This is a genomic window from Xanthomonas sp. SHU 308 (assembly GCF_000364645.1).
GTDB classification, from domain to species: Bacteria; Pseudomonadota; Gammaproteobacteria; order Xanthomonadales; family Xanthomonadaceae; genus Xanthomonas_A; species Xanthomonas_A sontii.
Genome location: NZ_AQOK01000303.1, coordinates 1 through 14,760 on the forward strand (window position 1 = coordinate 1; position 14,760 = coordinate 14,760).

Here is a 14,760-nt window from a genome sequence, read left to right on the forward strand (position 1 = left end):
GGCAGCAGCTGGCCACTCCAGCGGATGCTGAAATGATCGTTGGGAATGCCCTGCCCCGGCCCCGCTTCGCCGCGGGCCAGCAGGTTGTCGGTCGGCGAGCCGCGGTCCCAGCGGAAGCCGATCTGCGCGTCGGTGCGCACCAGCGCCGGCGTCCCCGACAGATCCGGCGTGCGGAAATATTCGCCGCGCAGGCCGCGTTCCGGCGAGTCCGCCGAGGGCCGAAGATACGCCGCCTCGATCAGCGGCGTGGCGCTCGGATCGTCGCGCCCTTCGACCAGATCCACACCGCGCGCATAGCGCACCTCGATGCCCTTGGCCGCGTCGCGGATGCCCTGCAGGATCGTCACCGGCGCCGCCGGTGTGCCGAAGTAGTTGCCGAGCAGGGCCATGGTGTCGTCGGCGGTCGGGCCGACCACGGCGATGCGCTTGAGCGTGCGCGACAGCGGCAGCACGCCATCGTTCTTCAGCAGCACCAGCGATTCCTGCGCGGCCTGCAGGGCCAGCGCATCGTGCGCGGGCGCCTGGTTCACCGACGCCGGAATCCGCGCCCAGCGCACGCGCTCGGGCGGGTCGAACATGCCCAGTCGCATGCGCGCGGCGAACAGGCGCGTCACCGCATCGTCGATCTCCGCTTCGCCGATCAGCCCCTGGCGTACCGCCGCCGGCAGCGTAGCGTACTCCTGGCCGCACTCCAGTTCGGTGCCGTTCCTGACCGCCAGCGCCGCGGCGGCCTCGCGACTGGGCGCCAGATGGTGATGCTTCCAGATATCGACGATGGCCCAGCAGTCCGACACCACGTAGCCGGTGAAGCCCCAGTCGCGGCGCAGCACGTCGCGCAGCAGGAACTGGCTGGCGCTGGCGGACTCGCCGTATACGCGATTGTAGGCGCCCATCACCGCGTCCACCTTGCCCTCCTTCACCAGCGCCTCGAATGCCGGCAGGTAGGTGTCGTAGAGGTCGCGCTTGCTGGGGCGGGCGTCGAAGTGGTGACGGTCGGCCTCCGGGCCGCTGTGCACGGCGAAATGCTTGGCGGTGGCATCGAGCTTGCGGTACACCGGATCGTCGCCCTGCAATCCCTGCACGAAGGCCACGCCCATGCGCGCGGTGAGGTAGGGATCCTCGCCGTAGGTTTCCTGGCCGCGTCCCCAGCGCGGGTCACGGAAGATGTTGATGTTCGGCGACCAGAAGGTCAGCCCCTGGTAGCGGCCATGCGCGCCTTCGCGCAGGAACTGGTGGTGCTTGGCGCGCGCCTCGTCGCTGATGGTGCTGGCCACCTGCCCCATCAACGGCACGTCGAAGGTGGCGGCCAACCCGATGGCCTGCGGAAACACGGTGGCCTGCCCGGCCCGCGCCACGCCATGCAGCGCCTCGTTCCACCAGTCGTAGGCCGGTACGCCCAGGCGCTCGATCGCCGGCGCGGCGTTCTGCATCTGCGCCGCTTTCTCCTCCAGGGTCATCTGCGCGACCAGCGCCGCCGCCCGGGCTTCGAAGCTGGCCGAGGTGTCCTGCCACGGCTTGACGCCTTCGGCGTGGCCGGCGCGGGCCAGTGTGGCAGCGACGCACAGCGCCAGCGTGCGGAACAGGCGGCCACGAACACCGCTGCGAAAGGAAGACCTGCGCGTCATCATCGTTTGCTCCTGGGGGCGCGCTCGTCGCGCGCGAAAGGACCGAGCAGGGCGCCCACGAAGCCGCCTGCCCGATCCGTACTCAACACGGTTCCGTCGACGTCGTCGGCGAGGGTCTGCCAAGCCTCCCCCGTGCCGGTGTCGAACGCGAACGCATACTTTCCTTCGTCACCGGAGATCTTCAGGCGCAGTGCGCTGGACGCGTCCAGCTCGCGGCTGGCCAGCGTTTTGGTCGCGCCCTTGCCCGCGCGCGCTTCGAGGAACACGGCCACGCGATCGCGGCCCACGCGGCGTACGCCAAGGAAATACCACCAGTCCTCGTTCTGGAACGCCGCCAGCCCGGCCGCCACGCCCGCTTCGGGGCGCGTCATTGCGGTGCTGGCCTCGAACCGCAAATGCTGCTGGCGGCGCCCCAGGAACGCGGGGTTGCGCAAGGTGTCCAGGTTCTCCGGCAGCGGATGCACGGCCAGGCTGCCCGGACGCGTGCGCAGGTCCACCCAGTCCTGCTTGGGCACGCGCACGCGCAACCAGCCGCGGCCAAGCGTCGGCGCATCGAACTCATCACGCTCGACGAAGTTGCCGGTGGACGGCGCCTGCGACGCCTCGCCCTGCATCCACGACGGCGCCTTGACCGCATATGGGATGGGCTGCCCGGCCGGCAGGATCACCGGCCAACCGTCGCGCCACTGCACCGGCAGCAGGTAGGTCTCGCGCCCGGTGTTGTAGTGGCGCACGTCGTAGGTGCGGCTGGCCAGGAACACCGCCCACCACGAACCATCCGGCCCTTCCACCAGGTCCGCATGCCCGGCATTGGCGATCGGCAGCGATCGGTCGTCGGGCAGGTCGCGCTGGGTGAGGATCGGATTGCCCGCATACGGCTGGTAAGGCCCCCACACGTCGAGGCTGCGCAGCACCACCTGCGAGTGCTGCGGCCCGGTGCCGCCCTCGGCGTCGGACAGGTAGTACCAGCCGTCATGTCGATACAGGTGCGGCCCCTCGATCCAGATCGGATTCTTTGCCGGCTCGACGCCGCCGTCGATCAGCACCTTGCGCGGCCCCACCGGGGTGAAGGTCGCCAGGTCGAGTTGCTGCATCCAGATCGCGCGGTGGCCGTCGTAGCGCGGCGGGCCGGGCGGCGCGTCGTTGTTGAGCAGGTAGACACGGCCGTCGGCATCGAAGAACAGCGACGGATCGATGCCACCGATGCCCGACAGCCAGTGCGGGTCCGACCAGGGGCCGGCGGGATCGCGCGCAGTGGCGATGAAGTTGCCGCCGCTGTCCACGGCGGTGGTGACCACGTAGAACACGCCGTCGTAGTAGGAAATGGCCGGCGCGAAGATGCCGCGCGACACGCTCAGGCCGTCGAAATCCAGTTGCGTCGGCCGCTCGATCACGTTGCCGATCTGTTTCCAGTGCACCAGGTCGACGCTCTCGAACACCGGAATGCCCGGGAAGTAGGTGAAGCTGGAATTGACCAGATAGAACCGCCCATTCGCGCGGACGATGCTCGGGTCGGCGTGGAAACCGGCCAGGATCGGGTTGCGGTAATGCCCGGCCGGCAACGGCGCCTCGAAGGCCGCGTCGCGCCCGGCGTAGTCGAACCAGTCGAAATATGCCGGCGGTGCGGGCGCGGCCCACAGCGGTTGCAGCGCAGCGGACAACAGCAGGACGGCCGTGGCGAGCAACGGGCGCATCAGGGAACTCCTTCGGATAGTGCGAGTTCGAACGGTCCTGCCGGCGCACCGGAACGGTCGCGCAGCGTGCAGACCGGGCCATCGGCCCAGCAGTAGCGCACGCGCGCGGCGGAGGCGGCCTGCGGGCTGCGCAGCACCACGTCGCGCCCGTCCAGCGCGGCATCGGCATAGGTACAGCGCTGCGCCTGGGCATCGCAGAGCTCGAAGCCGATGGGGCCGCTCGCCCCGGTCGTGACCAGGCGGCCGTCGACGTCGTCGAACACGATGCGCACTCCGCACTGCGTGCGCGTTGCCGTGCGGGGGATCGGGCCGGACGGCGCCAGCGCGCGTTCGCCGTAGACCACGTGGCGCGCCGCCCGCGCCAGGCGCCGCCCCAGTTCCTGCTTGTTCGGCGGATGGATGTCGTAGGCATCGCCGATGTCGATGGCCACCGCGAGGCCGCTGTGCGGGTCTTCCGCGGCCACGCGGCGCTGCGCCTCGCGCACCTGCGCCCAGCCGCTCTCCACTGGGGCCTGCGGCGGCAGGCCGTAGCCGGCGAGCTGCACCACCAGCAGCGGCATCTTTGCGCCGAACTGCCCGCGCCAGTCGTCGCGCAAGCCACGCAACCGCGTCGCATAGGCCGCGCCCTCGCCGGTGTTGGATTCGCCCTGATACCACAGCATGCCGCGCAGCCCGTAACGCCCCAACGGCGCGATCATGCCGTTGTACAAGGTCGACATGCCGGAGGCCGCGTGCCACGGCGCCAGCGGCGGGGACTGTGGATCGGGGGCGACCCGATACTGCCAATGCGCATCCAGGACGATCCGCGTGCCGGCGTCCAACTGCACGGCATGGGCGCTCGCCGGGCCTGCCAGCCCGCCCTCGCCGTAGGTATCCAGCACGTTGACGACCACCGTGTTGCTGCCCGCTTTCAACAGGCCGGGCGGAAGCGCATACCGGCGCGGATCGCTTGGCGCGTTCTGGCTGCCCACGGCCACGCCGTTGACCCAGGTCATGTCGGTCTCGTCGACCGGCCCCAGCACCAGCCGTGCGCCCTGCGCCGCCTGCGCGGCGCTCAGGGTGACCTGGGTGCGATACCAGACCATGCCGTTGTAGTCGGCCAGCGCCGGCACGCCCCAGCGCTCCCATGCGCCGAGCGCCTCCGGCGCGTCCTGCCATCCGGTGCCGCCAGTGCCGGGCTGCCATGGCGTATCGGCCGGCTTGGCACCGGCGCGCGTGGTCCACCACTGCTGCCAGTGCCGACCCCAGCGCGCGCTCGCGGCGACGGGGTCGGTGGCGTACAGCGCCAGCACGTCCAGCGCCTCGTCCATGCCACCCTGCGCACGCAGCGCGTCGGCGCTGGTCCAGGCCTCGATCCGCGCACCGCCCCAGGCCGCCTGGATCAGCCCCATCGGCACCTTGACCGTCTTCTGCAGCTCCCGCGCGAAGTAGAAGCACGCGGCCGAAAACTCCCGCACTGTCTCCGGCGTCGCGGGTTGCCACGCGACCGCAGCCGCGAACGCATCCTGCGGCGCGACCGCCGCGGCTTTGGGCACGGTGAACAGACGGATGCTGGGCTGGGCGGCCGCGGCCAGTTCGCGGCTCGCATCCAGCGCGCGCCATACCGGCAGCTCCATGTTCGACTGCCCGGAACACAGCCACACATCGCCCACCAGCACATCGCGCACGACCTGGCGCGCCTGTCCCGCGCGCACGGTCATGTCGTAAGGACCGCCCGCGGCGACCGGCTTGAACGTGGCATGCCAGCGGCCGCCGGCATCGGCACGTGCGCTGACCGACTGCCGGGCGAAGGTCACCGACACCGTGGCACCCGGCGCGGCGTCGCCCCACACCAGAAGCGGCCGGTCGCGCTGCAGCACCGCGTGATCCTGGAACAGCGCATGCAACAGCGGCGGCGCCGCGTCCTGCGCCACGCAGGGCGTGGCGCAGCATCCCAAGGCCGCCGCCAGCAGCCAGCCCCTCCACATGGTCGGCTTCATCGTCCATCTCCGGGTGCGGAAGGGAATTGCAGTGCCTGGTACCAGGCCAACGGGTGCGGCGGCGGCGCTTCGCCTGCAGGCAACGGCCGTCCGCTGACCGACTGGAAGTACGCAACGCTGGCATCGCGCCACCACTGCGCTTCGCGCAGCTGGATGCGCAGGAACGCCGCCACCTGCGCGTGCCGCTCGGCATCCACCTTGCCGCACAGTCCATCCCAGGTGGCCTGCATGGCCTGCACCTGACGCACGCCTTGCGTATAGCGGCCGACCAGTTCGTCCCACAACGGCCGTCCGGAGGCCATGCGGTGGTCCCACGGCACGTGGTGGAACCACAGCAGCAGCGACTCGGGCACCCGCGCCGGGTCGCCATACACGGCCGCCACGTCCGGCGCGTACTGGCTCACCGCATTGCTGCCATGCGCAGTGCGATCGAAGCCGATGCCATTGCGGTCGGCGCGGTGGTAGTACACCGCGGTCCAGTCCGCGCGCGGGCCGCCGTCCACCCAGGGGCCGGGGCCGTAGTGGTGGCCGCGCGCCATCAGATGGTGCAGGCCCAGCGGGGTCATGTAGTTCACCGCGGCCTCGCGCGAGCCCATCATCATCCCGACGATGGGCTGCACCACCTCCGGTGCCGGCGAGAACGTCATCGCCACCCAGTCCGAGGCGATGGCGCGGGCGGATTGGTGCGGATTCCAGGCGAGACGACCGAAGGCGTACCAGTTGGCCTGGTCGAAGTGCGAGCCGCTCCAGGTGCGGTCGTTGCCGATGTTGGCGACGCCGGCGATGCCGGTCAGGGCGTGGCCTTCCAGTGTGCCATCCACCACGTCCGCCACCGTGGATCCTGCGCCGCGGGCATGGGTGTCGGATTGCAGCACGTCCTCGTACAGCGGCCCCAGGTACACCAGGTGCGTGGCGAAGCCGAGATACTCCTTGGTGATCTGGAATTCCAGCATCAGCGGCGTGCGCGGCATGGCGCCGAACAGCGGATGGAAGGGCTCGCGCGGCTGGAAATCGATGGGCCCGTTCTTGACCTGCACGATCACGTTCGGGCGGAAGGCGCCGTCGAGGCCGACGAACTCGGTGTAGGCCTGCATGGCGCGGTCCACCGGCACGTCGTGGGCGTAGACGAAGGCCCGCCACATCACCACGCCGCCGTGCGGCGCCAGCGCATCGGCCAGCAGGTTGGCGCCGTCGGCGTGCGAACGGCCATAGTCCTGCGGGCCGGGCTGACCTTCCGAATTGGCCTTGACCAGGAAGCCGCCGAAATCCGGAATGCGCGCGTAGATCTCGTCGGCCTTGTCGCGCCACCAGCGCTGCACGGCCGGGTCGCGCGGATCGGCAGTGTTCAATCCCCCCAGTTCGATGGGCGCGCTGAAGCGTGCGCTCAGGTAGATGCGGATGCCGTAGGGCCGGAACACGTCCGCCAGCGCCGCCGCCTTGTCGAGGTAGGCCGGCGCCAGGCTCTGCGCATTGGCGTTGACATTGTTGAGCACGGTGCCGTTGATGCCGATCGAGGCATTGGCGCGCGCGTAGTCGGTGTAACGCGGGTCGCGCCATTCCGGCAGGCTCTGCCAGTCCCACAGCGAGCGGCCCGCATAGCCGCGCTCGACGTGGCCGTCCAGGTCGTCCCAATGGTCGAGCACGCGCAGCCGGATCCGTGGCGACTCGCGCACCGCGAGCGCTTCGAGCGATGCGCCGGTCTGCAGCAAGCGCAGCAGATGGAACACCCCGTACAACACGCCGATGTCCCGGCGTGCCGCCACCAGCAGCACCGCGTGCCCGTCGATGCGGGTGCGCTTGAGCAGGTAGCCCTCCTCGCCCAGCGATGCGATCTCCTCGCGGAACGGTGCGATCGCTGGCGACGACTGCGGCGTGCCCAGCACCACCGCATGATCGCCGCTTGCGGAAGCACGCGTCGCCGGGGCGTGCCCCAGCAGGCCGGTGAGGCCACGCACCAGCTCGTCGCGCGCCACGCGCTGCGTCGGCGTCCGCGCCGGCGCCACCACCTCGTCCAGGTGCGTGTCGCCATCCGCACGTGCGGCGCCTTGCGAGGGCAGGTAACGCAGCCACAGCGCTGCGCCGTCCTCCGCGCGCAGGCTGCCCGCGCAGACCATCAGCACCATGGCAGCGCATGCCATCCACTGACACCGCATGACATGCGGACGGCACCCAATCGCCGCCAGCAAACCTTGTAAGCTGACGGCGTACCCGCGGCGCGGCAGCGTCAGGAACAACAAAGGGAACGCGTTTTGGACAAGCCGAAGAAAGCGGTCCGCCGCAAGACCAGCGGGGTGACGATCGACGAGGTGGCGGCCTTGGCCGGGGTTTCGCCGATGACCGTGTCGCGCGCGATCAACCAGGGCAAGGTGCGCGATGCCACCCGCGAGCGCGTGATGCGCGCGGTGCGCGAACTGGGCTACACGCCCAACCTGGCCGCCAGTTCGCTGGCCGCCGCGCAGCACACCCGCATCGCCCTGATCTACACCAATCCCAGCGGCGCCTACCTGCGCGAGCTGCTGGTCGGCCTGCTGCGCGTCGCCTCCAACGCCGCCATCCAGTTGGTCATCCACTACTGGGAAGACCTGGACCCCGATGCCGAGCGCAAGGCCGCGCGTGCCCTGGGCGGGCGCGTGGATGGCGTGATCCTGCCGCCGCCGTTGTGCGAATCGCAGGCGGCGGTGAGCGAACTGGTGAAGGCCGGCATCCCGGTGATCGCGATCGCCGCCGGGCGCCTCAGCGACGCGATCTCCTGCGTGCGCATCGACGACTTCCATGCCGGCAAGGAGATGGCCGAACACCTGATCCAGCACGGCCACCGGCGCATCGGCTTCATCCGTGGGCGCCAGGACCTCAGCGCCAGTGCGCGGCGCTACGAGGGCTTCGTGACCGCGCTGCAGGAGGCCGGGCTGAAGGTCGAACCCGGCCTGGTCCAGCAGGGCGACTACACCTACCGCTCGGGGTTGGCCGCCGCCGAGAAGCTGCTGTCGCAGCGGCGGCCGCCGACCGCGATCTTCGCCAGCAACGACGACATGGGCGCGGCGGCGATCTCCGTCGCGCACCGGCGCGGCCTGGAAGTGCCGCGCGACCTGTCGGTAGTGGGCTTCGACGACACCTCGGCCGCCACCACCGTGTGGCCGGAACTCACCACCATCCACCAACCGATCGCCTCGATGGCCGATGCCGCCATCGACATCCTGCTGCGCAGCATCCGCCGCAAGCGCGACGACACACGCATGTCCAGCGACCACGTGGTCCCGCACCGGCTGGTGCTGCGCGGTTCGGTCGCCGGCCCACCCAAGGGGCGCTGACGCAGGACGCAGGCTCACGCGCTCGGGCATGCGACAGTGCTCTCCGCTTCGTTCAATGCGCCGAGCGCGACCCGCGACACCGACAGCGTCATCGCGCCCGCCGTGGTCAATGCCCACGGACGATCCAGCTTGCTCAGATCCGCGCCGGCCGCCGCCAGGCACTTGAGCGGCACGCCCACGCGCTTCCACTGGCCGACCGGCAGGGCTGTCAGCGTCGGCCCGATCGCCACCCGCGCCGTGCAGCCGCTGCCGCAGCCGACCGCCAGCCACGCCTCGCCCTGCGGGGCGGCATCCACGCGCAGCGTGGTCACCAGCATCAGGTCGCCATTGCTCTCGCGCTGCAGGTCCAGCGGCGTATGCGACTGCAGTGCGACCACCGCCTCGCGTCCGCCCGACCAGGCGAGGCGGCGGCCATCCTCCTGCGCCAGGTGGTCCACGCCGGTGACCTTGAGCAGCGCGCCCTCAAGCGATTCCGGCACGCGGGTGACGGTGACGCCCTGCCCGGTGCTGCCTTCCAGGCGCAGCGCCATGCCCGGGCCGGCCGCGCCGCGGACGAAGAACACGCCGGCCGCAGCTTCGTTGCCGGTGAGGCCGGACACCTCGGGCAACCTGGCCAGATTGCCGTTGTCGGCATAGCGCAGGCCGTAGCCGAAGGCGAACAGCGGGTCGTAGCCCTGTTGCCCCACGTTGTTGGCGTATTGCGTGGCCGTGCGCGGCCAACTGAAGCTCAGCGTGCCCTTGAAGTCGTGCTGCACGCCGCCCTGCGCAGTGCGCAGCAACACGTCGGCGATACCCGCGCCTTCCGAGCCGGGCAGCCACGCCGCCACGAAGGCATCGGCCGCGTTGAGTTCGCGGTTGACCCACAGCGGGCGCCCGCTGAGAAACACCGCGACCACCGGAATGCCGTCGGCCTTGAGCCGCTTGATCAGCGCCAGGTCGGTGTCGTCGCCCGGCTTGTAGGCCAGGGTCGGCCGATCGCCCTGGAACTCCGCATAGGGGTTCTCGCCGAACACCACCACCGCGACGTCCGGCTTGGTGGCGTACGTACCGTCGACCGAAAGCACGGCCTCGCCGCCTGCGGCCTTGGCCTGCTGCGCGAAGCCCTCGTAGATGGTGTCCGCATTCGGGAAGTCCTTGCGGGTGGTGCCGGTGCCCTGCCAGTTCAGCGTCCAGCCGCCGGCCTGCTTGCCGACGTCGTTGGCGCCGTCGCCGGCCACCAGGATGCGCTGCTTCGGCGACAGCGGCAGCACGCCGCCCTGGTTCTTCAGCAACACCAGCGACTCGCGCACCGCCTGCCGCGCCACCGCGCGATGCGCCGGCGCGCCGATCAGCGCGAACTGCCCACCGACCGCGCGCGCCGACGGCTTGCCCGCCTCGAACAGGCCCAGCCGCATCTTGACCCGCAGGATCCGGCGCACCGCATCGTCCAGGCGCTGTTGCGAGATGGTGCCGTTCTTCGCCGCCGCCAGCGTGGTGGTGTAGAAGCCCTTCCAACTGTCCGAGGCCATGGCCATGTCCAGGCCGGCGTTGATGGTGGCAGGGCAATCGGTCGGCGTGCAGCCCTTGACCTGTCCGTGGCCGTTCCAGTCGCCGACCACGAAGCCGCCGAAGTGCATGCGCCCCTTCAGCGCGTCGGTCAGGTAGGTCTTGTGACCGTGCATCTTTTCGCCGTTGACGCTGTTGAACGAGGCCATCGCGGTCTGCGCGCCGGCGGCGATGGCCGGCGGATAGCCCGCGGCGTGGATGCGGACCAGCTCAGCTTCGCCGATTTTGGTGTCGCCCTGGTCGCGGCCGTCGGTGGTGCCGCCATCGCCCAGGAAATGCTTGACCGAGGCGATCACATGGCGGCCATCGAGGAAGGCGGGCGTGCCCACCTTGCCCTGCAGCCCCTCGACCATCGCACCGGCGTAGCTAGCCACCACGTCCGGCGACTCGGAATAGCCCTCGTAGGTACGCCCCCAGCGGTCGTCCTGCGGCACCGCCACGGTCGGCGCGAAGGTCCACTCCATGCCGGTGGCACGCGTTTCCAGCGCGGTGATTTCGCCGATCCGGCGCAGCAGCGCCGGATTGCGAGTCGCGCCCAGGCCAATGTTGTGGGGAAACAGGGTCGCGCCGACGATGTTGCTCTGCCCGTGCACGGCATCGATGCCGAACAGCACCGGAATCGCCTTGCCGCCCCGCGACGTATCCATCGACGCCGCATAGAACGCATCGGCCAGCGCCAGCCATTCGGCCGGCGCGGCGTCGTAGCGGCCGCCAGGATCGGAATTGCCGCCAGCCAGGATCGACCCCAGGCGATATTTGCGTACGTCCTCCGGGGTGAGGCTGCCGATGTCGCCCTGCACCAGCTGGCCGACCTTTTCCTCCACCGTCATGGTGGCGATCAGGTCGGTGAGGCGCCGTTCCAGCGCGGGATCCTCGGGCAGCGGCCAGTTCACGCTGGGCCAGGGGCTGGCCTCCACGCGGGCGGGCGCCGCGGCCTGGACGTCGCCCTTGCACATGGCGAGCGCGAGCAGCATCGCGGCCAGCAACGCGCCGCTGTGGCGGGTGGAATCGGTGTCGGTCACGGCGCTGCTCCTTGCCGCCGCGCTCAGCGCAGCAGGTACTGGTTGATCAGGTTCTCGTAGCGCTCCTGGCGGCCGCTGATCTGCCGCGGCTCGCCGCCCTTCGCGCCCAATGCGGCGAGTTCAGCGAGGCCGAGCGCGCCGCGGGCGAAGTCCTGGCCGGCGCCGCTGTCGAAGCTGGCATAGCGCTCCCGGCGCCACTGCTCCCAGGGCGAGTCGGTGAGCAGCGCGTGGGCCACTTCCAGCCCGCGGGCGAAGGCATCCATGCCGCCGATGTGGGCAATGAACAGATCCTCGAGATCGGTGGACTCGCGGCGCACCTTGGCGTCGAAGTTCAGGCCGCCGTCCAGGCCGCCCTGGCGCAGCACCACCAGCATGGCGCCGACCGTGTCGTACAGATCGGTCGGAAACTGGTCGGTATCCCAGCCGTTCTGCGCGTTGCCGCGGTTGGCATCGATGCTGCCCAGCAGGCCGTGGTCGGAGGCCACCTGCAGATCGTGTTCGAAGGTGTGGCCGGACAGCGTGGCGTGGTTGGCCTCGATGTTGAGCTTGAAGTCCTTGTCCAGGCCGTGCGCCTTCAGAAAGCCCGCCACCGTCGCGCTGTCGAAGTCGTACTGGTGCTTCATCGGCTCCATCGGCTTGGGCTCGATCAGGAAGTTGCCCTTCAGGCCGATGCTGCGGCCGTAGTCGCGCGCCATGGTCAGGAAGCGCGCGAAGTGCTCCAGTTCGCGCTTCATCTGCGTGTTGACCAGCGAGGCATAGCCTTCGCGGCCACCCCAGAACACGTAGTGCTCGCCGCCCAGTTCCACCGTCGCCTCCAGCGCCGCCTTCACCTGCACCGCGGCGCGCGCCACCACGGCGAAATCGGGATTGGTCGCGGCGCCGTTCATGTAGCGCGGATGCGAGAACAGATTGGCCGTGCCCCACAGCAGCTTCATGCCGGTCGCGTCCTGGCGCGCCTTGGCCAGGCCCACCATGTGCTTGAGGTTCTTCTCGTACTGCGCGGCATCGTCGGCATCCGGCGCCAGGTCGATGTCGTGGAAGCACCAGTACGGAACGCCGAGCTTGGTGAAGAACTCGAACGCCGCATCCACCTTCGCCTCGGCGCTGGCCATCGGCGCGCCGACCTCCCACGGGAAGTGGCGCGTGCCCGGGCCGAACGGATCCTGCCCGGCATTGCAGAAGGTGTGCCAGTAGCAGACTGCGAAGCGCAGGTGATCCTGCATGGTCTTGCCGCCGATGACCTTGCTCGCGTCGTAGACCTTGAAGGCCAGCGGGTTGTCCGAGCCGCGGCCTTCGAAGGGGATGCGGCCGATGCCGGGGAAGTATTCCTTGGCGCCGATGAAGGGCTGGGTGTGCATGGTGCGGGTTCCTGTCGTGGTGGGAGGGAGTGCGAAACGGGCAATCAGCCGCGGAACAGCGGCAGGCAGGCGTCGAGATGGCGCAGGAAGCGCGCATAGGCCGCGGCATAGGCCTGGGTGCGCGCCGGATCCGGACGGGCGGACAGCTGCGGATCGACCGCCACATGCTGTTGCGCGATGTCGGCGATGGAAGCGGCATCGCCGCGTGCCAGGCCCACGGCCCACAGCGCCTGCAAGGCCGCACCGAACGCCGCGCCTTCCGGCTGCGCGGGCACGTCCACCGGCAGGCCGAACACATCGGCCACCAGTTGCCGCCACGCGCCGCTGTTGCTGCCGCCGCCGGTCAGCACGATGCGCTCGAAGTGCATGCCGGCACGCACGAACGCGTCGAAACCGTACTTCAGGCTGTAGGTCGCCCCTTCCATCGCCGCGCGATAGAGGTGGGCCGGGGTCATGTTGTGCGTGTCCAGGCCCGCCAGCAGGCCCTTGCCCAACGGCAGGTCCGGCGTGCGCTCGCCATTGAGGAACGGCAGCATCACCAGGCCGTCGGCACCGGGCGCGGTGGCGTGCAGATGCGCATCGCCGTCGCGTGTGCTGAAGCCGAACGCGGCGGCGACCTGTTCGGTCGCCACGGTGCAGTTCATCGTGCAGATCAGCGGCAGCCAGCCGCCGGTCGACGAGCAGAACGCGGCCCACGCACCGTCCGGGTCGACCACCGGCGTGTCGGAGTAGGCGAACAGGGTGCCGGAGGTGCCCAGGCTCATCGCCAGGCGGCCGGGGACGACGCAGCCGGTGCCGATGGCCGCCATCATGTTGTCGCCGCCGCCGACGGCGACCTTCAGCGTCGCCGGCACACCGAGCAAGTTGGCCGCGGCCGGGTCGATGTCGAACAGGGCATCGGGTGCGGCCAAACGCGGCAGGCAATCCGCCAGATCGCGCTGCGGATCGGTGGCACGCAGCAGCTCGGTCGACCAGGTGCGCGTGCGCACGTCCAGCCAGCCCGTGCCCGACGCGTCGCCGTACTCGCAGAAGCGCTGGCCGGTCAGCACGAAGTTGAGATAGTCGTGCGGCAGCAGGATCGTGGCGAGCCGCGCATAGGCCTCGGGCCGGTGCGTCTTGGTCCACGGCAGCTTGGAGGCGGTGTAGCCGGTCAGGATCGGGTTGCCCGCCAGCGCGATGGTGCGCGCCGCGCCGCCGAGCGCGTCCATGATCTGCACGCACTCGGCCGAGGTGCTGGTGTCGCACCACAGCTTGGCCGGTGCCAGCACCTCGCCTGCCGCATCGACCGGCACGAAGCCATGCTGCTGGCCCGAGACCGCCAGCGCGCCGAGGCGCGAGCGCAGCGCAGGATCGATGGCCTGGAAGCAGGCCTGCAGGGCCGCGACCCAGTCGGCCGGATGTTGTTCACGGCTGCCATCGGCGGCGGAATGCAACTCCAGCGGCGCGCTGCTGCTGGCCACGACGCTGCGCCCGACCGGGTCGTAGACCACGACCTTCAGGCTCTGCGTTCCCGCATCGATTCCGGCTACCAGTTCCCTTTCTTCCACGTCGTACCGCCTTTTCGTTAGCGCTATCATTTTTGGACGACAGCGTGTGTGCCATTACGCCAGGGATACGCTCCGCTGCCAGACGTCCGGGGTCGCCTTGCAGTAGCGTTCGATGAACTCCGCCTGCGACGGCATCGCCGCGCTCGCCTGCTGCAGCGGCTGCCGGATCCGCGTCAGCAGCGTGCGCAGATCCGCATCGCCGATGGCGGCGGCCAGCGGATGCGGCGGTCCCGGCTGGATGCCCTGCCCCAGCAACACGCTGGTCCAGGAATCCACGCGGAACAGTTCGCCCGGGTCCTGCCAGGCGTGCGCCCGCTCGCGCCAGGCGCGCAGCCGGATCGCCAGCGACTCGGGCAGCGCCATCTCGCGGCAGGCTTTCCACATCGGCTCGTCGCGCTGGGTGGCGTGGTAGTGCAGGATGATGAAATCGCGCACGTGCTCCATCTCCTGGCGGCTGACCGTGTTGTACAGCTCCACCAGCGCCGGGCTGAAGCCCTCGTGGGGAAACAGCTGGATCAGGCGCACCACCGCGCTGATGGTCAGGTGGATGCTGGTCGATTCCAGCGGCTCGATGAAGCCGCTGGCCAGGCCCAGCGCGACGACATTCCTGTTCCACGCCTGCAACCTGCGCCCGCTGCGGAACGGCACCAGCCACGGGTCACGCAGCGGCGGGGGGGGGGCG

9 protein-coding genes are annotated in these 14,760 nt (G+C 70.1%); 1 reads left to right on the plus strand and 8 read right to left on the minus strand.

Features of this window, described 5'->3' with window-relative positions:
* From D588_RS0110740 to D588_RS0110755, 4 genes are all read right to left on the minus strand, one after another.
* The coding region (locus D588_RS0110740; protein WP_043084387.1) for a glycoside hydrolase family 3 N-terminal domain-containing protein at positions 1 to 1,628 on the minus strand (1,628 nt) is incomplete at its 3' end.
* The gene (locus D588_RS0110745; RefSeq protein ID WP_017915969.1) at positions 1,625 to 3,319 is read right to left on the minus strand and encodes a glycoside hydrolase family 43 protein; all 1,695 of its coding nucleotides are present in this window, start codon (positions 3,317 to 3,319) and stop codon (positions 1,625 to 1,627) included. The genes D588_RS0110745 and D588_RS0110740, both read right to left, overlap by 4 nt.
* Positions 3,319 to 5,298 (minus strand): sialate O-acetylesterase, encoded by a 1,980-nt coding sequence (locus tag D588_RS0110750; protein ID WP_017915970.1) that lies wholly within the window; start codon positions 5,296 to 5,298, stop codon positions 3,319 to 3,321. The genes D588_RS0110745 and D588_RS0110750 overlap by 1 nt, the downstream gene beginning before the upstream one ends.
* Positions 5,295 to 7,436 carry an alpha-glucuronidase family glycosyl hydrolase gene (locus D588_RS0110755; RefSeq protein WP_043084390.1) on the minus strand — a complete coding sequence of 714 codons (2,142 nt, stop codon included), beginning with the start codon at positions 7,434 to 7,436 and terminating at the stop codon, positions 5,295 to 5,297. The genes D588_RS0110750 and D588_RS0110755 overlap by 4 nt, the downstream gene beginning before the upstream one ends.
* A 111-nt stretch (positions 7,437 to 7,547) precedes the next feature.
* Between D588_RS0110755 and D588_RS0110760 the strand changes: the two genes are divergently transcribed.
* The gene (locus tag D588_RS0110760; RefSeq protein WP_017913380.1) at positions 7,548 to 8,606 is read left to right on the plus strand and encodes a LacI family DNA-binding transcriptional regulator; all 1,059 of its coding nucleotides are present in this window, start codon (positions 7,548 to 7,550) and stop codon (positions 8,604 to 8,606) included.
* 14 nt (positions 8,607 to 8,620) lie between these two features.
* Here D588_RS0110760 and D588_RS0110765 read toward each other — a convergent pair whose 3' ends face one another.
* The 4 genes from D588_RS0110765 to D588_RS0110780 form a co-directional block, all read right to left on the minus strand.
* Positions 8,621 to 11,107 (minus strand): exo 1,3/1,4-beta-D-glucan glucohydrolase, encoded by a 2,487-nt coding sequence (locus tag D588_RS0110765; protein ID WP_232764279.1) that lies wholly within the window; start codon positions 11,105 to 11,107, stop codon positions 8,621 to 8,623.
* An 89-nt stretch (positions 11,108 to 11,196) separates the two neighbouring features.
* Positions 11,197 to 12,531 (minus strand): xylose isomerase, encoded by a 1,335-nt coding sequence (gene xylA, locus D588_RS0110770; RefSeq protein WP_017915973.1) that lies wholly within the window; start codon positions 12,529 to 12,531, stop codon positions 11,197 to 11,199.
* Positions 12,532 to 12,575: 44 nt separating this feature from the next.
* On the minus strand, positions 12,576 to 14,078 hold the full coding sequence (gene xylB / locus D588_RS0110775; protein ID WP_026143586.1) for a xylulokinase: 1,503 nt from the start codon (positions 14,076 to 14,078) through the stop codon (positions 12,576 to 12,578).
* Positions 14,079 to 14,132: 54 nt separating this feature from the next.
* A partial coding sequence (locus D588_RS0110780) for a tryptophan 7-halogenase (RefSeq protein WP_026143587.1) occupies positions 14,133 to 14,760 on the minus strand: 628 nt, incomplete at its 5' end.